Source organism: Pseudomonas sp. LB3P31, from assembly GCF_054897945.1.
On sequence record NZ_CM142710.1, the window covers coordinates 595158 to 614662 of the forward strand.

Consider the following 19505-nt stretch of genomic DNA (forward strand, 5'->3'; position numbering starts at 1 on the left):
TTTTCATGCTTTCAGTCGGGCCGATTACGCCGGGGCCGAAGTACGGATCAGGTGATCAAATGCGCTAAGGGAAGCCTTTGCGCCCTCGCCCACTGCAATCACGATCTGCTTGTACGGCACAGTGGTCACGTCGCCGGCTGCGAAAACGCCCGGCATCGACGTCTCACCACGGGCATCGACGATGATCTCGCCGCGGGGCGATAATTCGATTGTGCCCTTGAGCCAATCGGTATTGGGCAGCAAACCGATCTGCACGAAAATCCCTTCCAGCTCGACAGTGCGCACTTCGTCCGACTGGCGATCCTTGTAACGCAGCCCATTGACCTTCTGCCCATCGCCGGTGACTTCAGTGGTCTGCGCACTGGTGACCACGGTCACGTTCGGCAAGCTGTGCAATTTGCGCTGCAGTACTGCATCGGCGCGCAGTTGCACATCGAACTCCAGCAGGGTCACATGAGCCACGATGCCGGCCAGGTCGATGGCCGCTTCGACGCCGGAGTTACCGCCGCCAATCACCGCCACGCGCTTGCCCTTGAACAGCGGACCGTCACAGTGCGGGCAGTACGCCACGCCCTTGTTGCGGTACTGCTGCTCACCCGGCACGTTCATTTCACGCCATCTGGCGCCGGTCGCCAGAATCACCGTTTTGGCTTTCAGCGTCGCGCCACTGGCGAAGCGCACTTCGTGCAGTTGGCCGTCCTTGCCTGGCACCAGTTTGTCCGCACGCTGCAGGTTCATGATGTCGACGTCGTACTGCTTGACGTGTTCTTCCAGCGCCACGGCCAGTTTCGGCCCTTCGGTCTCCTGCACGGAAATGAAGTTTTCGATGGCCATGGTGTCGAGCACCTGACCGCCAAAACGCTCCGCTGCCACGCCGGTGCGAATGCCTTTGCGCGCAGCGTAGATTGCCGCCGAAGCACCCGCTGGGCCACCACCGACCACCAGCACATCAAACGCCTCTTTGGCGCTGATTCTCTCGGCCTGACGCTCGATGCCGCTGGTGTCGATTTTCGCCAGGATTTCTTCCAGGCCCATGCGGCCCTGACCGAAGTTCACGCCGTTGAGGTAGATGCTTGGCACGGCCATGATCTGGCGTTCATCGACTTCGGCCTGGAACAGTGCGCCGTCAATGGCGACGTGACGGATATTGGGGTTGAGCACGGCCATCAGGTTAAGGGCCTGGACCACGTCGGGGCAGTTCTGGCACGACAGCGAGAAGTAGGTTTCGAAGCTGAACTCGCCTTCGATCGAGCGAATTTGCTCAATGACGTCACTGCTGGCTTTCGAAGGGTGGCCGCCGACTTGCAGCAGGGCCAGCACCAACGAGGTGAATTCGTGGCCCATGGGGATGCCGGCAAAACGCAGGCTGATGTCGGCACCCGGGCGGTTGATTGAGAACGATGGCTTGCGCGCATCATCACCGTTATCGAGCAAGGTAATTTGGCTGGAAAGACTGGCAACGTCTTTCAGCAATTCAAGCATTTCCTGGGATTTCGCACCGTCGTCGAGGGAGGCAACGATCTCGATCGGCTGGGTGACCCGCTCCAGGTACGACTTCAACTGGGTTTTAAGATTGGTGTCCAACATACGGGCGATTTCCTTTTTGCTAATTCATTTAGAGCAGGCATAAAAAAACGCCCGAGCGAATCTCGCCCGGGCGTTTTATAGGGCGGTGCAGCTTACTTGGTAGGTGCGGGAGTCCGCCCTGATGCAGCGATCACAGACTTAGATCTTGCCGACCAGGTCCAGGGACGGAGCCAGGGTGGCCTCGCCTTCTTTCCACTTGGCAGGGCAAACCTGGCCTGGGTGAGCAGCGACGTATTGAGCAGCCTTGATTTTGCGCAGCAGCTCGGAAGCGTCACGGCCTACGCCGCCATCGTTCAGTTCAACGATTTTGATCTGGCCTTCAGGGTTGATCACGAAGGTGCCACGGTCAGCCAGGCCAGCGTCTTCGATCAGCACGTCGAAGTTGCGGGAGATGGCGTGGGTCGGGTCGCCGATCATGGTGTACTGGATCTTGCCAATGGCTGGCGAAGTGTTGTGCCAGGCAGCGTGGGCAAAGTGGGTGTCGGTGGAAACGCTGTAGATCTCGACGCCCAGTTTCTGGAACGCGTCGTAGTTGTCGGCCAGGTCTTCCAGCTCGGTTGGGCAAACGAAGGTGAAGTCGGCAGGGTAGAAGAAGACGACCGACCATTTGCCTTTCAGGTCGGCGTCCGAGACTGTTACGAAGTCGCCGTTCTTGAATGCGTCAGCTTTGAAGGGTTTTACTTGGCTGTTGATGATAGGCATCGATGACTCTCCGTCAGGGGTTGAAAAGTTGATGAGATGAATACTACCTATCCAATCCCTCGATGGCTCATTGGCAAAGCTGATGCTGCTGATTGGTTTTGGCTATTAGCCGACAGTATTAATAGAAGAAAAAGGAATCTAGGGCGCAACAGGCTTTTCACTAAGGCGCGGCATGCCTGGGAACGGGCTGGCTTCGACGTAACGCATGGCCGACTTCATGTCCTTCCAGCCCACGTAGCTCATCAACGACTTCAGATCCCAGCCACTCTGATGCGCCCAAGTGGCAAACCCGCGGCGCAGGGAATGGCTGGTGTAGTGCTCGGCGGCAATGCCCGCGCGTTGCAACGCCTGGCGCAACAGCGGGATCACGCTGTTGGGATGCAAGCCCTCCTCGCTCAAGTGCCCCCATCGATCAATGCTGCGGAACACCGGACCTCGCACCAGCGCGGCGGCATTGATCCAGGCGATGTACGCCTGCACCGGACACAGGCGCTGCAGCGCAGGTGTCTGGTAGGTCTTGCCGAGGTTGTCGCGGTCACTCTTGGTGCGCGGCAGGTACAGGCTGATGCCGGAACCGGCGCTGGCTTGCACGTGTTCGATCTGCACCCGGCATAACTCGTCACTGCGGAAGCCGCGCCAGAAACCCAGGAGGATCAGCGCCGTATCGCGCCTGGCCCGCAGCAGCGCCGGCTGATCATTTTCAGCCTGGGCGATTTGCGCTTCGAGCTCAAGCGAGGCGATTACCTGCTCCAGATGTTGCAGCTGCAACGGCTCGGCCTGCTTTTCCTGCGCCGGATGCAGCGCGCGAATGCCCTTGAAGACCTGGCGCACCACGGGCGCCTTGGTGGGGTCGGCGAAGCCCTGGCTGTTGTGCCATTGGGCCAGCGCCGACAGGCGCAGTTTCAGGGTGTTGATCGACAGCTTTCCGGCGTGGGCGACCAGGTAGCGCGCGACGCTGTCTGCTGTGGCCGGCAGGAAACCACCCCAGCTGACTTCGAAGTGCTCGATGGCCGCGCGGTAGCTGCGCCGAGTGTTGTCGCGCGTGGCGGCGTTTAGATAACGATCCAGATCGCTCATGGACACTCTATCCCTATGTGGGAGCGGGCTTGCTCGCGAAGGTTTTCAACGATGACGCGGTTACACCTGACACCCCGCGTTGCCCCAAGTTTTTCGCCAGCAAGCCGGCTCCTACAGGGTTTTGCGTACGGATTTGGAGCTTGCCCCAGTTTAAAATCGCTGTCACACGTGATAATACCAGAATATCCCGTCTCATATTTCTTGAAATTTACTCGGTTTTATTTCCGTGGTACACTGCATTTCTTGTGGTACGTACCACAGTACGAAATCGTAGGAGAGCTCATGGCTCGCGGCGGCATTAACAAAGCAGTAGTTCAAACGGCACGCCAGGCAATCCTTGCCCGGGGCGAACACCCGAGCATTGATGCGGTACGGATAGAAATGGGCAATACCGGCTCAAAGACCACGATTCACCGCTATTTGAAGGAGCTCGACGACGCAGCGCAACCCACGGAAACTGCTGCCGAGCCCATCGACGACGAACTCGCCGGGCTGGTAGCCCGCCTCGCCCAACGCCTTAAAGAGCAGGCACAGGAACCCATCGACCAGGCACGCGCGCAGTTCGATCAGCAAAAAAAGGCTTTGGATTTGCAGTTGACGAAGGCACAGGAAGCCAATGACGAGCTGCAGCAACAGTACGAAGTGCAGACACTGGCACTCACCCAGGAATCCGACACGCTGCACAGCACGCTCTCTGTGCTGCAGACCGAACAGACCCGCAACGCCGGGCTGAACCAGGCGCTGGCGGACTTCGAACTGCGTCTGCAAGACAAGGACGAGCAGATCCGCTCGCTTGAAGAAAAGCACCTGCATGCCCGCGATGCGCTGGAACACTACCGCAATGCCGTCAAGGAGCAGCGCGAGCAGGAACAGCGCCGCCATGAAGGCCAGGTGCAACAGATTCAGATGGAGTTGCGCCAGGCCCAGCAAAGTGCGCTGGTGCGTCAGGACGAGATCACCCAGTTGCACCGCGACAACGAACGCCTGCTGACGGAAAACCGCGGGACGCTGCGGGAGCTGAGCCTGTTACAGGAACAACTCAAGCACACCCACAGTCGCCAGGATCAGTTGCTGGAGCAGGTCAACCGTATCGACAGCGAGCGCACCCTCCTCCAGGAACGCTTGCGCGTAGCCTTGCTGGAAAGCCAGTCGCTCAAACAAAACGTGGAAGAGCAGTCGCAGCTGAACCAGGGACTGCAGAGCGAGCTGCTCAAGACCCGGGCGAGCCTTGATGAAAGCCAGCGTCTGGCGGCTGCCGTTGCGACAGCGCCAGACGCGGCAACAACCGATTAACGATCGACCGGCGTACGCATGGTGACGAACTCTTCGGCGGCCGTTGGATGCACGCCTATGGTTTCGTCGAAGTCGCGCTTGGTCGCGCCAGCCTTTAGCGCAATCGCCAGGCCCTGGACGATTTCACCCGCGTCGGGGCCGACCATGTGGCACCCGAGCACCTTGTCAGTCTGCGCATCCACCACCAGCTTCATCAGGGTGCGCTCCTGACACTCGGTCAGCGTCAGCTTCATCGGCCGGAAACGGCTTTCGTAGATCACCACCTCATGCCCGGCGTCCCGCGCCTCCTCCTCAGTCAAGCCGACGGTGCCGATGTTCGGCAAGCTGAACACCGCCGTCGGGATCATTTTGTAATCTACCGGACGGTATTGTTCAGGCTTGAACAGGCGGCGCGCAACGGCCATGCCTTCAGCCAGCGCCACCGGTGTCAGCTGCACCCGGCCGATGACATCACCCAAGGCCAGGATTGACGGCTCTGCCGTCTGATACTGCTCATCGACTTCGACAAAGCCTTTCTTGTCGAGCTTGACGCCGGTGTTTTCCAGGCCAAGGTTATCCAGCATCGGCCGGCGTCCCGTGGCGTAGAAAATGCAATCCGCTTCCAGCTCACGACCGTCCTTGAGCGTGGCTTTAAGACTGCCATCCGCCTGCCGGTCGATGCGCTCGATATCGGCGTTGAATTGCAGGTCCATCCCGCGCTTGGTCAGCTCTTCCTGCAAATGCTTGCGCACTGCACCGTCGAAACCGCGCAGAAACAGGTCACCGCGATACAGCAAGGTAGTCTGAGCGCCCAGGCCATGGAAGATACCGGCGAACTCGACGGCAATGTAGCCGCCACCCACTACCAGCACGCGCTTGGGCAGCTCTTTCAGGAAGAACGCCTGGTTGGAGCTGATCGCGTGTTCGTGGCCCGCAATTTCCGGAATCTGTGGCCAGCCGCCGGTGGCGATCAGGATGTTTTTCGCGGAGTGACGCTCGCCGTTGATCTCGACCGTATGCGGGTCGACGATCTTGGCGTGGCCCTCGTGCAGGGTCACGCCGCTGTTGACGAGCAGGTTGCGGTAAATGCCATTAAGGCGATTGATCTCGCGGTCCTTGTTGGCAATCAGGGTCGCCCAGTCGAACTGCGCCTCGCCCAGGGTCCAGCCGAAACCGGAGGACTGCTCGAAGTCCTCGGCAAAATGCGCCCCGTACACCAGCAACTTCTTGGGCACGCAGCCAACGTTCACACAGGTGCCGCCCAGGTACCGGCTCTCGGCCACAGCCACCTTGGCGCCAAAGCCTGCGGCAAAACGCGCAGCCCGCACTCCGCCGGAACCGGCACCAATCACATAAAGGTCAAAATCGTAGGCCATCTTCAATCTCCTCGGCAGGTCAACAGCATACCTGCAGGAGCTTGCTGGGCAAGTGCTGCGCTTTCTTTTGGGGGCTGAAAAACAAAAAGCCACCCGAAGGTGGCTTTTTTACCAGCGGATCAGGCTATCAGTAAGCCTTGCCAGTCTTGTAGAAGTTCTCGAAGCAGAAGTTGGTCGCTTCGATGTAGCCTTCAGCGCCACCGCAGTCAAAACGCTTGCCCTTGAACTTGTAGGCAATCACGCAACCGTTTTTCGCCTGCTTCATCAGGGCGTCGGTGATCTGAATCTCACCACCTTTGCCTGGCTCGGTCTGTTTGATCAGTTCGAAAATATCCGGGGTCAGGATGTAACGCCCGATGATCGCCAGGTTCGACGGAGCGTCTTCCGGCGCTGGTTTTTCAACCATGTTGCGCACGCGGTACAAATCATCCGCGATCAGCTCGCCAGCGATAACCCCGTATTTGTTGGTTTCCTGGGGATCCACTTCCTGGATCGCCACGATGGTGCAGCGGTATTGCTCGTACAGCTTGACCATTTGGGTCAGGACGCCGTCGCCTTCGAGGTTGACGCACAAGTCGTCCGCCAGCACTACCGCGAACGGTTCGTCGCCGATCAACGGGCGACCGGTCAGAATGGCATGGCCCAGGCCTTTCATTTCGGTCTGGCGAGTGTAGGAGAACGAGCACTCGTCCAGCAGCTTGCGGATACCGACCAGGTATTTTTCCTTGTCGGTGCCTTTGATCTGATTTTCCAGCTCGTAGCTGATGTCAAAGTGGTCTTCCAGCGCGCGTTTGCCGCGGCCGGTGACGATGGAGATTTCGGTCAACCCAGCGTCCAGGGCTTCTTCAACGCCGTACTGGATCAGTGGCTTGTTTACCACCGGCAGCATTTCCTTGGGCATGGCTTTAGTCGCTGGCAGGAAGCGAGTACCGTAACCGGCTGCTGGGAACAAGCATTTCTTGATCATAAAAGTCCTTGTAAGGGCTGTGTGTACGAGTTTCGGCGCAGTCTAATCAGGCGGCGGGCACCTTACAATGCCCCGCACTGGCTAACCGATGCCAACATAGAGAAATATTCAGACGGATAGTTCCCCGGAACAGGCCGCCTTCTATAGATAGCAGATCAAACCACCCTGCGCCCACCAGCACCCGACAGGCGCATTTGGCGCTATCATTGCGCAATTGAACCAAGCCAACGAGGCAGATAGATGTCGGAACCGAAAATTGTTAACGGATACCAGATCAAGCAAGTCAAGCCGGGCGACTGGCGATTAGCCAATTTCAACGGTGAGGATACCGGCGCCGGGTCATTTCCGACCGAGGCGATGGCGATCGAGGTAGCCTCGGTGTTGGAGCTGGAACACGCGAGCACTGCTGGCAAGCGCGGCAAAGACAAGCGTTGATCTGCCCCGGTCGTGCACGGGCCCTGCTTCTCGCAGGGCTTTTTGCGCGGCTTTTGCAGGAGAAATGCAACAGAGTGGCCTTTCGCTATAACCTTTTGATGCCGGCGCTGTCACAGGCTTAGCCCCATTATCCTGACGACGACAACGACATGAAGAAATTTTTGCCACTGATTGCAGTATTGGCCCTGAGCGGCTGTGCCACCTCCGAAACCACTTACCTGAATAACGGGGAACAGGGGTTGGCCATCGATTGTTCCGGGGAGGCCAATTCCTGGGCGACCTGCTATGAAAAAGCCGAGGCGTCCTGCGCCGGTACCGGTTACCGGATCGTCGGCACCGATGGCACGCCTTCGTTGAAGGAAAGCGACAAGACCCTAGGGGTCGACGTCGGCAACTTCAAGAACCGCAGCGTTGTGGTGGTCTGCAAGTAAGGCGCCCTGCCCTACATGTGGATTTCGGCGAATTTGATTCCGAGGCCGCGCACGGTCTCGATCAGATCGTCGAGGCGGCTGAAGGATTCGACTTCGTCGTTGTCATCCACCAGAAAGTAACTGCGCCCGGCGCTCTTCTTGAAAAACACGATCCATTCCCCTGAGTTAGCCGGGTTCTGTATCACATGGGTGGCAGAAATATGCCCCTCTGCGTGACGCTCACGTACCTGCTCTCGCTTCATGCTCGACTCCAGAAATGACAATGCCGCCATAGCGTTGCTGTGGCGGCATCGGTATTGAGGGGCGGTATTCTATCAGCCGGATATGCAGGCAGTCGCCGCATTGCGCACATCCCAAGGGCGTAACGGCACATTGGAAATGCGCTCGTGCAGCTTGATACTGCTGCCAGTGGAACGGTCTTCAATATCAAACACTGCGGCTGGTCCCGAGGAAAATTTCTGCGGCACGATCACCCGCACGCCATCCTTGTGCGGCTCGATCTGCAAGGCGCCACGGCTGCTGGCCAGCTTCTCGGTCAGGCACTGCGCATACTCATGGGGCTTTTTGCCAGAGATCACGCTCATGGTTGGCAGCGTTTCATTGATCTCCGAGACACTTGCGCAGCCACTGATCGCTAACGACAACGGCAGGAACCATACACCCCACTTCATATAAAACCTCCGATAAAGACCCTCCGACAGCACAAATGCTGTTTTTCTCCGAAGCTGCCTGGGTTAATCGCTCATTGATGTCCAAATAACTGCTTTTATTACCAAAGCGGGCCACGGCGACCGGATAATAACCTGTTCGGGCTGATAAACTGCGCCAATCGACCAAGCTATCGTTTTGATTTTGTAGAAAAAGCCCATCTGGAGGCGCCTCATGAAATTTATCCACCAGCGCGAGCACCTCAATGAAGACGACATCGTCGTCATTCAATGCTCGCAAACCTGCAATATCCGTTTGATGAACGACGCCAACTTCCGCAGCTTCAAGAATGGCGGCCGGCACACCTATCACGGCGGCGCGTTCGACACTTTTCCAGCCCGTATTACCGCGCCAAGCACCGGTTTCTGGAACATCACCATCGACACGGTGAGCAACCGGGCGATCAGCGTGACCCGCAAACCGACCCTGACGCACTCGATCAAGATCATCCGCCGCTCCAGCTCGAAACTGAGCTGAGTGGCGTTTCCACACCCCGACTTGCAGGTATGACCGTGGCCCAGACGACCAAGTACGTCATCAAATACAAACTCAACGGCGAGCGCCGCTTCGAGTTTGCCCAGCTTGAACATGGCACCCCGGAAGAAGCCAAGGCCGCGCTGGACGCGATTCACGGCCAGGGCGAAGATGTCATCAGCGAGATCAGCGTCAGCAAAGCGCTGTAACGCCGGCATCTTTCAAACCGCTGATTATCGTCAAAAAGAGTTATGCTCCATGAGCCCTGTCACTCTGGATCTGTTTGCCGACCATGAATCTGCACAACCGTCCAGGCGCGAGCAGATCGCGGAGCAGTCATGGGTGCTGCGGGGTTTCGCCTTACCCTGGTTTGAACGACTGCTGCCGGAACTGGAGGCTGTCCTCGCGGCGGCGCCCTTCCGGCAGATGGTTACCCCCGGTGGCTTCACCATGTCAGCGGCCCTGAGCAGCTGCGGCACCTGGGGCTGGACCACCGATCGCAGCGGCTATCGCTACACTCGCCAGGACCCGTTGAACGGCCAGCCCTGGCCGCCAATGCCCGACGTGTTTTTCCAGCTGGCCCAGGCAGCGGCGCAAGCAGCCGGGTTCGCCGATTTCGAACCTGACGCCTGCCTGATCAATCGCTACCTGCCTGGGGCGAAGATGTCATTGCATCAGGACCAGGACGAAACGTCGATGGCCGCGCCCATCGTCTCGGTCTCCCTCGGGCTGCCGGCGGTGTTCCAGTTTGGTGGGTTCGAACGCAGTGACAAATGTCAGCGGGTGTCGCTGTTCCATGGCGATATCGTGGTCTGGGGTGGTGTCGATCGCTTGCGTTACCACGGGATACTGCCGATCAAGGACGGCCAGCATCCGCGTCTGGGCGAACAGCGGATCAACTTCACCTTCCGGACCGCGCGATGAATTTTTCGAATTCAATCGCAAGCCCCGGAGTGTTGCGTCGCCCCGCAAGCCCTAGTCTGGATCAAACACGTCAACACAGGTGAAGCCATGACCTCTCATTCGACTACCCTCGCCACCGAGAACGATCCCCGCTGGGCTGCGGTGGTTGCGCGTGATCCACGTGCGGACGGGCAGTTTGTTTATGCGGTGAAAACCACTGGCATCTATTGCCGCCCCAGCAGCCTGGCACGCTTGCCCAAGCCGCAGAATGTGCTGTTCTTCGATACCGCCGAGCAAGCCCAGGCGGCCGGTTATCGCCCGAGCAAAAGGGCGGCGAAAGACCAGAGCGATCTCGCCGCACAGCACGCCGCAACCGTGGCTGCCGCCTGTCGGCAGATCGAAGCGGCCGAAGCGGTGCCGGCGCTCAATGACCTGGCGCTGGTTGCGGGTCTGAGCAGCTTTCATTTCCATCGGGTGTTCAAGACATTGACCGGCCTGACGCCCAAGGCTTACGCCGTTGCCCATCGCGCGCGCAAGGTGCGTGAGCGGCTGGCGGATGGCGGCTCGGTGACTGATGCGCTGTACGACGCCGGCTTTAACTCCAACAGCCGGTTTTATGCGGCGGCGGACAATGTGCTGGGCATGAAGCCTGCGGATTACCGTGCGTCTGGCCAGAACAATGACATTCTGTTTGCCGTGGGTCAGTGTTCATTGGGCGCGATTCTGGTGGCGCAGAGTGAACGCGGGGTGTGCGCGATTCTGCTGGGCGATGACCCGCACCAGCTGGTGTGCGATCTGCAGGACCGGTTTCGGTTGGCCAATCTGCTAGGGGCCGATCATGAGTTCGAGCAGCTGATTGCCAAGGTTGTCGGCTTTATCGAGGCGCCGGCCCTGGGCCTGGATTTGCCGCTGGACGTGCGGGGGACGGCGTTTCAGGAGCGGGTGTGGCAGGCGTTGCGCGAAATTCCGCTGGGCAGTACGGCCAGCTACTCCGAGATTGCGCAGCGCATTGGTGCACCCAAAGCTTTCAGGGCGGTGGCTCAGGCCTGTGGCGCTAACCATCTGGCGGTGGCGATTCCTTGTCATCGGGTGGTGCGCAGTGATGGCGATTTGTCGGGGTATCGGTGGGGGGTGGAGCGTAAGCGCCAGCTGCTTGAGCGCGAAACCCTTCACCCGTAGGAGCTGCCGAGAGAAACGAGGCTGCGATCTTTTGATCTGGTTTTTTTAAAATCAAAGTCAAAAGATCGCAGCCTCGTTTCACTCGACAGCTCCTACGCAGCTCCTACAATGACTCTGTCTTGTCGATGGAGCTGACCATGTCTTGTTTGCGTTCGTTTACTGTCCTGCTGATGCTGAGCCTGCTGTCCTTCAGCGCCGCCCACGCCGCGCCTGCGCAACCCGCGAAGGCGGCCACCGAGCAAACCACTGTCAGCCCGAGCTGGCCCCAGGTGCTGACCAGCGGCAACACCAGGCTGACGATCTACCAGCCTCAACTCGACAGTTGGGACGGCTATACCCTGCTGGCCCGGGCGGCAGTCGAGGCCACGGGAGCCGATGGGAAAGCTACCTACGGCATCGTGCAGTTCAGCGCCCACACGCTCGTCGACAAGGCCACCCGCTGGGTGGCCCTGGACCAATACAAGATCCTCAAGGCCGACTTCCCCGCCAGCGCCAGCCAGGCCGACACCTGGATGGCAGCGCTGCAAAAGGATGCGGCGGCGCGCAAGAAGACCATCTCCCTTGATCAGCTCGAAGCCGCGGTCGGTGTGATTGCCGCCGAACAGACATCCGGCAGTGCGCCGCTTGAAAACACCCCACCCACCATCATCACTTCGGACGTCCCGGCGTTGCTGGTCTACATCGATGGCGAGCCGGCCTACCGACCCGTGACGGGCACCTCGCTGCAGCGAGTGATCAACACCCGTCCGCTGCTACTCAAGGATGATCAAGGCAGGCACTACCTGCATGTGTTCGACGGCTGGATGAGCGCAGACGCGCTGAACGGTGTGTATGCACCGCTGCCCTCAAGTCCCGCCGACCTGGAGAAAAGCAAAAAAGCCGCGATCCAGAGTCGTCAGGTTGACCTGCTCGTCGGCCAGAGCGATCCAAAGGGCAAAAAACCGACCCTGGCCAAGCCGCCGATTCCGCAGATCCATATCGCCACCTCGCCGACAGAGCTGATCGTCACTGACGGCGCCCCGCAGTGGCAGCCGATCCAGGGTACCCAGTTGCTGTATGTGAGCAATACCACCGGGCATATCTTCAAGGAGATCGGCGATCAGAACAGCTACGTGCTGATTTCCGGCCGCTGGTTTCGCGCCAGTGACATGCAAGGTCCGTGGACGTTTGTCGCCGCCGACAAACTGCCCGCCGATTTCGCCAACATTCCCGACGACAGCGCCAAGGAAAACGTCAAGGCATCGGTGGCCGGCACGCCTCAGGCCAGGGAGGCGGCCATCGCCGCTACTATCCCGCAAACCTCGGCCATCAAGAAAAGCGTGGTGAAGATGACCGCGCCGCAATTTGATGGCGAGCCGAAACTGAAGGCCATCAACGACACGCCGCTGCAATACGTGGTGAATTCGGCAACTCCCATCATCATGGTCAGCGCCAGCAGCTGGTACGCGGTGGAGAACGGCATCTGGTTCACCGCGACCTCGGTCCAGGGCCCCTGGTCTGTAGCGACATCGGTGCCCGCCGTCATTTACTCGATTCCGCCGAGTTCAGCGCTGCACTACGTTACCTACGTGAAAATCTACGAGACCAGCGGCGATACCGTAGTGGTGGGCTACACCCCGGGTTACCAGGGCTCAACCGTGGATCCGGCCAGCGGCGTGGTGGTCTATGGCACCGGCTACCCCTACACACCCTGGGTCGGCAGCGTCTGGTATGGACCGCCAGTGACCTACGGTTTTGGCGTGGCGATTCGCTACACCCCCTGGACCGGCTGGACCTTCGGTTTCGGTTTTGGCTGGAGCTGGGGCGGCAGTACGGTGGCCATGGGATGGGGCTGGGGCGCGTACCCGTGGTGGGGCAATTACGGCTGGGGTTATGCCTGGGGCCCACACCTGTACCCGGCGCCGATCCCATGGGGTGGCGCCGCCTACGGTTATCACGGTGGCGCGGTTGCCTGGGGCCCAGGAGGCTGGGCCGGCGCTACGGGCAACATCTACCGACAATGGGGCGATCGGGCCTCGGTAAGTCGCTATGGTGCCGGTTACAACGCCTGGACCGGCAATCGCTGGGCCGGTCAGGTGGGCTCTTCCTACAACTCGCGCACGGGTATCTCGGCCGCAGGCCAACGGGGCGCGGTGCACAACGTCTATACCGGCAATTACGCGGCAGGCCGCAGTGGTGTCGCCGTGGGCCCGGACGGCGGCGCCATCGCCGGTCAGCGGGTGACTGCAGGCAACGCTCGCACGGGCAATCAGGTTACGGCCGGTCGGGCAGCGGTTTACAACCCCAACACTGGCAACACCACCCAGATCGGCGGGATACACGGGCGCAACAGCGGTGCCGCCAGGGTCGGTGACAACGTGTATGCCGGGCACGATGGCCATGTTTACAAGAAAACCGACGGTGGCTGGCAGTCGATGGTCGGTGGGGCGAACCGGGTCAATCCGGCCAACAACGCCCAACTGCAAAATCTTGACCGCGACTCGGCAGCGCGCTCACTCGGCAACCAGCGCCTGAACAATTTCCACAACTCATCGCAGTTCATGAATCACTCGTTTGGTGGAGGGAGCGGGCTGCATCGGCGCTGATTACGACGGCACAAATCCGGCGCCGAGGCTGGCCTTGCCACCAGCATTACTGGTACAAGTCCAGCTCGACCGACCTGCCCTGTTTCGACGCCGGAGAGCACCCAAAATGAGTCAATGGCCAGACACCCGCATTCTCGACCTGCTTGGCATCGAGTTGCCAATCATCCAGGCGCCCATGGCCGGCGCGACTACTGCGGCCATGGTGATCGCGGCGAGTAACGCCGGCGGCCTGGGTTCGATGCCCGCCGCCATGTTGAGTACCGATCAGCTGCGCGAAGAACTCAAGGCCATTCGCGCGCACACCCAGCGCCCCATCAACGTGAACTTCTTCTGTCATCAACCACCCCAGGCCGATGAGCAACGAGCCCGGGACTGGAAGAACCTGCTGCAGCCCTACTACCGCGAACTGGGTGTGGACTTCGACGCACCGACGCCGGTGTCCAATCGCGCGCCGTTCGATAACGCCACCTGCGAGGTTGTCGAAGAACTGCGCCCGGAGGTGGTGAGTTTTCACTTCGGTCTGCCGGAAAAATCCCTGCTCGACCGGGTCAAGGCGACTGGCGCGAAGGTGCTGTCCTCTGCCACTACCGTCGAAGAGGCCATCTGGCTGGAGCAGCATGGGTGTGATGCGATCATTGCCATGGGCTACGAAGCGGGCGGTCATCGCGGGATGTTCCTCAGTGATGACCTGAGCAGCCAGGTGGGCACCTTCGCCCTCGTGCCGCTGATTGTCGACGCGGTAAAAGTGCCAGTGATTGCGGCGGGCGGTATCAGTGATGCGCGCGGTGTGGCGGCAGCCTTTCTACTGGGCGCTTCGGCGGTGCAGGTGGGCACGGCGTACCTGTTTACTCCCGAAGCCAAGGTCAGCGCCTCTCATCATCAGGCACTGCGCACGGCCAGGGAAAGCGAGACGGCGGTGACCAATCTGTTCACCGGCCGCCCGGCTCGGGGCATTCTCAATCGGGTGATGCGCGAGTTGGGACCAATGAGTGACAAGGCACCGGCTTTTCCGCTCGCTGGGGGAGCGTTGATGCCATTGCGGGCCAAAGGTGAAGCGGATTTCAGTAATCTTTGGGCAGGTCAGGCGTTCAGGCTTGGGGTGGAAATGGGCACGGCAGAGCTTACCCGCCGGCTGGCGGAGGAAGGGTTGGCCAAGATGGTGCGCTAAGTTTCAGGCCGCCGCGAAACCCCGTAGGAGCTGGCGAAGACTGCGATCTTTTGATCTTCGTTTAGGATCAAGATCAAAAGATCGCAGCCTTCGGCAGCTCCTACCGGGATAACCGTTGTCATCATGTATACAATCGCGTTCCGTTTGCAGGCATTACGCTATATATTTCACTACATAGCGTTATACCCTTGCTGCACTTGCCCACTACGGAGCCGTTCATGACCCTTCGCGCCTCACGTTTTGCCCCTACTGCCCTTGCCAGCCTGCTTTCTCTACTCGTCTTCGGATCGGTCCAGGCGGACGAAGTCCAGGTCGCCGTCGCGGCCAACTTCACCGCACCGATCCAGGCGATCGCAGCCGATTTCGAGAAAGACACCGGGCACAAGCTGGTGGCGGCCTACGGCGCAACCGGTCAGTTCTACACCCAGATCAAGAATGGCGCGCCGTTCGAAGTGTTGCTGTCGGCCGATGACAGCACCCCACAGAAACTCGAAACCGAAGGTGATACCGTCAAGGGGTCACGCTTCACCTACGCCATCGGCACCCTGGCGCTGTGGTCGGCCAAGGAAGGTTACGTCGACAGCAAGGGCAAGGTCCTGAGCGACGATCACTACCAGCACCTCTCCATCGCCAACCCAAAAGCGGCACCCTACGGCCTGGCAGCCACCCAGGTCCTGGCCAAACTGGGCCTGACCGATAAAGTCAAAGCCAAGATCGTCGAAGGCCAGAACATCACCCAGGCCTACCAGTTCGTGTCCACCGGCAACGCCGAACTCGGTTTCGTTGCCCTGTCGCAGATCTACAAGGACGGCAAAGTCACCAAAGGTTCGGCCTGGATCGTGCCGGCGGACATGCACGACCCGATCAAGCAGGACGCAGTGATCCTCAACAAGGGCAAGGACAATCCAGCCGCCAAGGCGCTGGTTGAATACCTCAAGGGGCCAAAAGCCGCTGCCGTCATCAAATCCTACGGTTACCAACTCTAAATGAGCCTGACGAGTGCCGATTTTGCTGCCATCTGGCTGACCCTGAAACTGGCGTCGCTGACCACGGTGATCCTGTTGGTGATCGGCACTCCGATCGCGTTATGGCTGTCGCGTACCACCTCATGGCTACGCGGCCCGGTCGGGGCGATCGTCGCCCTGCCCCTGGTCCTGCCGCCAACGGTAATTGGCTTTTATCTGTTACTGGCGTTGGGCCCCCACGGGTTTATTGGCCAGTTAACCCAATCACTCGGGCTTGGCACCCTCACCTTCAGTTTTGCAGGCCTGGTCATCGGCTCGGTGCTCTACTCGATGCCATTCGTGGTGCAACCCCTGCAAAACGCTTTTTCAGCGATCGGCACTCGCCCGCTGGAAGTGGCGGCAACGCTGCGCGCCAATCCCTGGGACACTTTTTTCAGTGTAATCCTGCCCCTCGCACGCCCCGGCTTCATTACTGCGGCCATACTCGGCTTCGCCCATACGGTCGGCGAATTCGGTGTGGTGCTGATGATCGGTGGCAACATCCCGGATAAAACCCGCGTGGTCTCGGTGCAGATCTACGACCACGTCGAAGCCATGGAATACGCTCAGGCCCATTGGCTGGCCGGGGCGATGCTGGTGTTTTCGTTTGTTGTGTTGCTGGCGCTGTACTCCAGCCGCAAAACCCGTGCGGGCTGGAGCTGATCCATGATTCATATGCGCCTGAAACTGGACTATCCGGGGTTTGCCCTGGACGTCGATCTGCAATTGCCTGGTCGAGGAGTGACTGCGCTGTACGGCCACTCCGGCTCCGGGAAGACCACTTGCCTGCGCTGCATCGCCGGGCTGGAGAAGGCCGAACAGGGTTTTATCCAGGTCAATGATGAAGTCTGGCAGGACAGTGCGAAAAAGATTTTTGTCCCGGCCCACAAACGCGCCCTGGGCTATGTGTTCCAGGAAGCAAGCCTGTTTCCTCATCTGTCGGTGCTGGCCAACCTGCAGTTCGGCCTCAAGCGCATCCCGGCCCACCAGCGCCGGGTCGACATGGCCCACGCCACCGAATTGCTCGGTATTGGCCATCTGCTCGATCGCCATCCGCTTAACCTGTCGGGCGGTGAACGTCAGCGCATCGGCATCGCCCGGGCGTTGCTCACCAGTCCCCGGCTGCTGCTGATGGACGAGCCGCTGGCGGCGCTGGATAGCCAGCGCAAGAATGAAATCCTGCCATATTTACAGCGCCTGCATGACGAGTTGGAGATCCCGGTGCTGTACGTCAGCCACTCCCAGGATGAAGTTGCGCGCCTGGCCGATCATATTGTCCTGCTCAGCGAAGGCAAGGCACTGGCCAGCGGCCCGATCGGCGAAACCCTCGCTCGGCTGGACCTGCCACTGGCGCTGGGTGACGACGCAGGCGTGGTGATCGAGGGCCAGGTCAGTGCCTACGATGCCGACTACCAGTTGCTGACCCTGCAACTGCCCACCAGCGCCATGAGCATTCGCGTGGCCCACGCGCCAATGATCCAGGGCCAGGCCCTGCGGTGCAAGGTCCAGGCGCGGGATGTCAGCCTGAGCCTGGACAGCTTTGGGCACAGCAGCATTCTCAATCGCCTGCCCGTTACGGTGGTCAGCGAGATGCCTGCGGACAATGCCGCGCACGTGCTGATTCGCCTGGAGGCTGGCGGCACGCCGCTGCTGGCGCGCATTACCCGCTATTCCCGGGACCAGTTGGGCGTGCATCCCGGCCAGCAACTGTGGGCACAGATCAAGGCGGTGGCGGTGCTGGCGTAAATCCGCTGGCACCACTGCCCCGGCACGCGGTCAATGGCTGTAACGGCCACTGATTCCCAGCCAGGATTACCGCCATGCCCGATACCGATCTGCCCGTTGTCCTGCCACCCGACCTGCATTATGTCGATGACACGCAACCTGGAATTACCCGCAGGAAACTGCGCGGCAAATTCTGTTACTTCGACTCGAGCGGTCAGCGCATCACCGACCCGGACGAGGTTAAACGCATCAACAGTCTTGCCGTGCCACCGGCGTACACCGACGTGTGGATCTGCGCTGATCCGCGCGGTCATCTGCAAGCCACCGGGCGCGATGCCCGCGGGCGCAAGCAGTACCGTTATCACGCACGCTGGCGCGAAGTGCGCGACGCCGACAAATACTCGCGCCTGAGGGATTTCGGCATGGCCCTGCCGAAACTGCGCCAACAGCTTGAGGCATTGCTGGATGCGCCCGGTTTCAGTCGCGACAAGGTCATGGCCACTGTGATTACCTTGCTCGACGCTACACTGATCAGGGTCGGCAACACTCAATATGCCAGGGACAACCAATCCTATGGCTTGACGACCCTGCGCAGCCGCCACGTTGAAGTCAACGGCAGCGCGATCCTGTTCCAGTTCCGCGGCAAGAGCGGCGTCGAGCATCAGATCACGGTCAAGGATCGGCGTCTGGCGCGCATCATCAAGCGCTGCCTGGAGCTTCCCGGGCAGAACCTGTTTCAGTATCTGGACGAAAATGGCGAGCGCCATACGGTCAGCTCCTCTGACGTCAACGCCTACCTGCACAACCTGACCGGTGCCGACTTTACCGCCAAGGATTACCGCACCTGGGCTGGCAGTGCCCTGGCTCTGTCGGTGCTGCGCGAGTTGCACTGGGAGCCGGAGTCGGATGCCAAGCGCCATGTAGTGGAGATGGTGAAGAACGTCGCCAAACAACTGGGCAACACGCCGGCGGTGTGTCGCAAATGCTACATCCATCCGGCGGTGCTCGATGGCTTCCTGCTGGGCACTTTGGCTCAGTTGCCGAGGCCCAGAACGCGTAAAGGCCTAAGAGCTGAAGAAGTCGGATTGGCGATGTTTCTTGAGAAAATGGTCGAGGCCGCGCAGGACGCCGACTTGCGGTAACCCGGGGTTTGTCGGATGCTTTGATCTGCCGATTTTTTGCACGATTGCAAATGGCTTCTATAGTTGATGTGAACAGAATCTGCTGCGGTGGAGCCATGGAAGACATATTCGTCGTCAAGCGCTGTAACAAAATCATCATCCACGGACGCAGAGCCGGTGAAGTCAGCCATCTACCACCGGACGCCACGGGCTGGTATCGCATAGCCGATACCCGTACTCGTGGCTTTATCGGCGATGGATTTGATCTCGAAGAAGACGCGCGACGCGAATGCCAGCGCCTCAATGACAGGTCACGCGTCACGGCCCGACAAGGTTGAAGTACGGGTCTATACTTTGCTTGCTGAAGGATTGGCGTACCCATCGGCAGATAGCTCGCACCCGGCGGGCTTTTTGCTGCCATTTGCCAGGTTTCTTGAACGGAGGTGTTTCATGTCCGAAAAAGAGTCCATCACCACCCTGCTCACCCTGCTTGATACCCGCCAGGCTCGCCTGGCCGCTGCGTGCAAGGAAATTGCCGATTGGGTCGACCACCAGGGCGGACATCCAACTGCCCTGAGAATCCGTGATCGGCTGAATGACATCGAAAAGGACACGCCGCTGATTCGCAACACGCTGTCGTCGCTCAAACCCGTGGACAGGCCGCTGCCGCGATTCAGGTAATTTTCACGCACCTTTCACAAGCGGTGCCCTACAGTGGATTCACTCCTTTGATGAATCCCCTTGGCCCGCCCGCACGCGGGTCATTTTTTTGCCTATTGTGTGGTGTGCAT

General features: G+C 59.8%; 23 protein-coding genes. 15 read left to right on the forward strand and 8 right to left on the reverse strand.

All coding sequences use genetic code 11. The annotated features are described in order from the left end of the window. Positions 1-24 precede the first annotated feature (24 nt). The 3 genes from ahpF to ACYZTK_RS02555 all read right to left on the reverse strand — a co-directional run bounded on the left by ahpF (position 25) and on the right by ACYZTK_RS02555 (position 3366). Positions 25-1587 (reverse strand): alkyl hydroperoxide reductase subunit F, encoded by a 1563-nt coding sequence (gene ahpF, locus ACYZTK_RS02545; RefSeq protein WP_462012991.1) that lies wholly within the window; start codon positions 1585-1587, stop codon positions 25-27. 138 nt (positions 1588-1725) lie between these two features. After that, positions 1726-2289, reverse strand: a complete 564-nt coding sequence (gene ahpC, locus ACYZTK_RS02550; protein ID WP_462012992.1) for an alkyl hydroperoxide reductase subunit C — start codon at positions 2287-2289, stop codon at positions 1726-1728. A gap of 138 nt (positions 2290-2427) precedes the next feature. Beyond that, positions 2428-3366, reverse strand: a complete 939-nt coding sequence (locus tag ACYZTK_RS02555) for a site-specific integrase (protein ID WP_462012993.1) — start codon at positions 3364-3366, stop codon at positions 2428-2430. 282 nt (positions 3367-3648) lie between these two features. Here ACYZTK_RS02555 and ACYZTK_RS02560 point away from each other — a divergent pair, with 282 nt between their 5' ends. Further along, a complete protein-coding gene (locus ACYZTK_RS02560) occupies positions 3649-4659 on the forward strand; it encodes a DNA-binding protein (protein WP_462012994.1) in 1011 nt (336 codons plus the stop codon). Here the strand turns inward: ACYZTK_RS02560 and gorA are convergent. Together gorA and galU are read right to left on the reverse strand one after the other, a co-directional pair. After that, a complete protein-coding gene (gene gorA, locus ACYZTK_RS02565; protein WP_462012995.1) occupies positions 4656-6014 on the reverse strand; it encodes a glutathione-disulfide reductase in 1359 nt (452 codons plus the stop codon). The genes ACYZTK_RS02560 and gorA overlap by 4 nt on opposite strands. A 127-nt stretch (positions 6015-6141) precedes the next feature. Further along, positions 6142-6981, reverse strand: coding sequence for a UTP--glucose-1-phosphate uridylyltransferase GalU (gene galU / locus ACYZTK_RS02570; protein ID WP_008155104.1), 840 nt, complete (start codon positions 6979-6981; stop codon positions 6142-6144). A gap of 240 nt (positions 6982-7221) precedes the next feature. Between galU and ACYZTK_RS02575 the strand changes: the two genes are divergently transcribed. Together ACYZTK_RS02575 and ACYZTK_RS02580 are read left to right on the forward strand one after the other, a co-directional pair. After that, the gene (locus tag ACYZTK_RS02575; protein ID WP_462012996.1) at positions 7222-7416 is read left to right on the forward strand and encodes a hypothetical protein; all 195 of its coding nucleotides are present in this window, start codon (positions 7222-7224) and stop codon (positions 7414-7416) included. Positions 7417-7565: 149 nt separating this feature from the next. Then, entirely contained in the window at positions 7566-7847 is a 282-nt protein-coding gene (locus ACYZTK_RS02580) for a hypothetical protein (protein ID WP_462012997.1), read from the forward strand. Between the two features lie 11 nt (positions 7848-7858). On the opposite strand, the gene ACYZTK_RS02585 is transcribed toward ACYZTK_RS02580, so the two are convergent. The 3 genes from ACYZTK_RS02585 to ACYZTK_RS02595 form a co-directional block, all read right to left on the reverse strand. Then, positions 7859-8089: a hypothetical protein gene (locus ACYZTK_RS02585; protein ID WP_054050560.1), complete on the reverse strand. Its 231-nt coding sequence runs from the start codon at positions 8087-8089 to the stop codon at positions 7859-7861. Positions 8090-8161: 72 nt separating this feature from the next. Beyond that, positions 8162-8518, reverse strand: coding sequence for a hypothetical protein (locus ACYZTK_RS02590; RefSeq protein ID WP_462012998.1), 357 nt, complete (start codon positions 8516-8518; stop codon positions 8162-8164). Further along, complete coding sequence (locus ACYZTK_RS02595; protein ID WP_462015007.1) at positions 8445-8744, reverse strand: hypothetical protein; 300 nt, start codon at positions 8742-8744, stop codon at positions 8445-8447. The genes ACYZTK_RS02590 and ACYZTK_RS02595 overlap by 74 nt, the downstream gene beginning before the upstream one ends. Between ACYZTK_RS02595 and ACYZTK_RS02600 the strand changes: the two genes are divergently transcribed. The 12 genes from ACYZTK_RS02600 (at position 8730) to ACYZTK_RS02655 (ending at position 19395) form a co-directional block, all read left to right on the forward strand. Continuing rightward, positions 8730-9032 (forward strand): DUF1883 domain-containing protein, encoded by a 303-nt coding sequence (locus tag ACYZTK_RS02600; protein WP_247290389.1) that lies wholly within the window; start codon positions 8730-8732, stop codon positions 9030-9032. The genes ACYZTK_RS02595 and ACYZTK_RS02600 overlap by 15 nt on opposite strands. Positions 9033-9067: 35 nt before the next feature. Further along, on the forward strand, positions 9068-9238 hold the full coding sequence (locus ACYZTK_RS02605) for a hypothetical protein (protein WP_462015008.1): 171 nt from the start codon (positions 9068-9070) through the stop codon (positions 9236-9238). Positions 9239-9287: 49 nt separating this feature from the next. Next, complete coding sequence (gene alkB, locus ACYZTK_RS02610) at positions 9288-9953, forward strand: DNA oxidative demethylase AlkB (RefSeq protein WP_462012999.1); 666 nt, start codon at positions 9288-9290, stop codon at positions 9951-9953. A gap of 87 nt (positions 9954-10040) precedes the next feature. Next, on the forward strand, positions 10041-11111 hold the full coding sequence (gene ada / locus ACYZTK_RS02615) for a bifunctional DNA-binding transcriptional regulator/O6-methylguanine-DNA methyltransferase Ada (RefSeq protein WP_462013000.1): 1071 nt from the start codon (positions 10041-10043) through the stop codon (positions 11109-11111). Positions 11112-11248: 137 nt separating this feature from the next. After that, on the forward strand, positions 11249-13696 hold the full coding sequence (locus tag ACYZTK_RS02620) for an autotransporter (protein WP_462013001.1): 2448 nt from the start codon (positions 11249-11251) through the stop codon (positions 13694-13696). Between the two features lie 106 nt (positions 13697-13802). Further along, positions 13803-14864 carry an NAD(P)H-dependent flavin oxidoreductase gene (locus tag ACYZTK_RS02625; RefSeq protein WP_462013002.1) on the forward strand — a complete coding sequence of 354 codons (1062 nt, stop codon included), beginning with the start codon at positions 13803-13805 and terminating at the stop codon, positions 14862-14864. Positions 14865-15082: 218 nt separating this feature from the next. Beyond that, positions 15083-15850 carry a molybdate ABC transporter substrate-binding protein gene (modA, locus tag ACYZTK_RS02630; RefSeq protein ID WP_462013003.1) on the forward strand — a complete coding sequence of 256 codons (768 nt, stop codon included), beginning with the start codon at positions 15083-15085 and terminating at the stop codon, positions 15848-15850. Then, entirely contained in the window at positions 15851-16531 is a 681-nt protein-coding gene (modB, locus tag ACYZTK_RS02635) for a molybdate ABC transporter permease subunit (RefSeq protein ID WP_462013004.1), read from the forward strand. Between the two features lie 3 nt (positions 16532-16534). Further along, complete coding sequence (gene modC, locus ACYZTK_RS02640; RefSeq protein ID WP_462013005.1) at positions 16535-17614, forward strand: molybdenum ABC transporter ATP-binding protein; 1080 nt, start codon at positions 16535-16537, stop codon at positions 17612-17614. A gap of 74 nt (positions 17615-17688) precedes the next feature. Next, complete coding sequence (locus ACYZTK_RS02645; protein WP_462013006.1) at positions 17689-18735, forward strand: DNA topoisomerase IB; 1047 nt, start codon at positions 17689-17691, stop codon at positions 18733-18735. 95 nt (positions 18736-18830) lie between these two features. Next, complete coding sequence (locus tag ACYZTK_RS02650; protein ID WP_462013007.1) at positions 18831-19052, forward strand: hypothetical protein; 222 nt, start codon at positions 18831-18833, stop codon at positions 19050-19052. Positions 19053-19164: 112 nt separating this feature from the next. Continuing rightward, positions 19165-19395, forward strand: a complete 231-nt coding sequence (locus tag ACYZTK_RS02655) for a hypothetical protein (RefSeq protein ID WP_462013008.1) — start codon at positions 19165-19167, stop codon at positions 19393-19395. Positions 19396-19505 lie beyond the last annotated feature (110 nt).

What these genes read in the sequence shown, in the direction of transcription:
- ahpF (WP_462012991.1), bottom strand. Translation starts at nt 1,587, where the DNA reads ATGTTGGACACCAATCTTAAAACCCAGTTGAAGTCGTACCTGGAGCGG.
- ahpC (WP_462012992.1), bottom strand. Translation starts at nt 2,289, where the DNA reads ATGCCTATCATCAACAGCCAAGTAAAACCCTTCAAAGCTGACGCATTC.
- ACYZTK_RS02555 (WP_462012993.1), bottom strand. Translation starts at nt 3,366, where the DNA reads ATGAGCGATCTGGATCGTTATCTAAACGCCGCCACGCGCGACAACACT.
- ACYZTK_RS02560 (WP_462012994.1), top strand. Translation starts at nt 3,649, where the DNA reads ATGGCTCGCGGCGGCATTAACAAAGCAGTAGTTCAAACGGCACGCCAG.
- gorA (WP_462012995.1), bottom strand. Translation starts at nt 6,014, where the DNA reads ATGGCCTACGATTTTGACCTTTATGTGATTGGTGCCGGTTCCGGCGGA.
- galU (WP_008155104.1), bottom strand. Translation starts at nt 6,981, where the DNA reads ATGATCAAGAAATGCTTGTTCCCAGCAGCCGGTTACGGTACTCGCTTC.
- ACYZTK_RS02575 (WP_462012996.1), top strand. Translation starts at nt 7,222, where the DNA reads ATGTCGGAACCGAAAATTGTTAACGGATACCAGATCAAGCAAGTCAAG.
- ACYZTK_RS02580 (WP_462012997.1), top strand. Translation starts at nt 7,566, where the DNA reads ATGAAGAAATTTTTGCCACTGATTGCAGTATTGGCCCTGAGCGGCTGT.
- ACYZTK_RS02585 (WP_054050560.1), bottom strand. Translation starts at nt 8,089, where the DNA reads ATGAAGCGAGAGCAGGTACGTGAGCGTCACGCAGAGGGGCATATTTCT.
- ACYZTK_RS02590 (WP_462012998.1), bottom strand. Translation starts at nt 8,518, where the DNA reads ATGAAGTGGGGTGTATGGTTCCTGCCGTTGTCGTTAGCGATCAGTGGC.
- ACYZTK_RS02600 (WP_247290389.1), top strand. Translation starts at nt 8,730, where the DNA reads ATGAAATTTATCCACCAGCGCGAGCACCTCAATGAAGACGACATCGTC.
- alkB (WP_462012999.1), top strand. Translation starts at nt 9,288, where the DNA reads ATGAGCCCTGTCACTCTGGATCTGTTTGCCGACCATGAATCTGCACAA.
- ada (WP_462013000.1), top strand. Translation starts at nt 10,041, where the DNA reads ATGACCTCTCATTCGACTACCCTCGCCACCGAGAACGATCCCCGCTGG.
- ACYZTK_RS02620 (WP_462013001.1), top strand. Translation starts at nt 11,249, where the DNA reads ATGTCTTGTTTGCGTTCGTTTACTGTCCTGCTGATGCTGAGCCTGCTG.
- ACYZTK_RS02625 (WP_462013002.1), top strand. Translation starts at nt 13,803, where the DNA reads ATGAGTCAATGGCCAGACACCCGCATTCTCGACCTGCTTGGCATCGAG.
- modA (WP_462013003.1), top strand. Translation starts at nt 15,083, where the DNA reads ATGACCCTTCGCGCCTCACGTTTTGCCCCTACTGCCCTTGCCAGCCTG.
- modB (WP_462013004.1), top strand. Translation starts at nt 15,851, where the DNA reads ATGAGCCTGACGAGTGCCGATTTTGCTGCCATCTGGCTGACCCTGAAA.
- modC (WP_462013005.1), top strand. Translation starts at nt 16,535, where the DNA reads ATGATTCATATGCGCCTGAAACTGGACTATCCGGGGTTTGCCCTGGAC.
- ACYZTK_RS02645 (WP_462013006.1), top strand. Translation starts at nt 17,689, where the DNA reads ATGCCCGATACCGATCTGCCCGTTGTCCTGCCACCCGACCTGCATTAT.
- ACYZTK_RS02650 (WP_462013007.1), top strand. Translation starts at nt 18,831, where the DNA reads ATGGAAGACATATTCGTCGTCAAGCGCTGTAACAAAATCATCATCCAC.
- ACYZTK_RS02655 (WP_462013008.1), top strand. Translation starts at nt 19,165, where the DNA reads ATGTCCGAAAAAGAGTCCATCACCACCCTGCTCACCCTGCTTGATACC.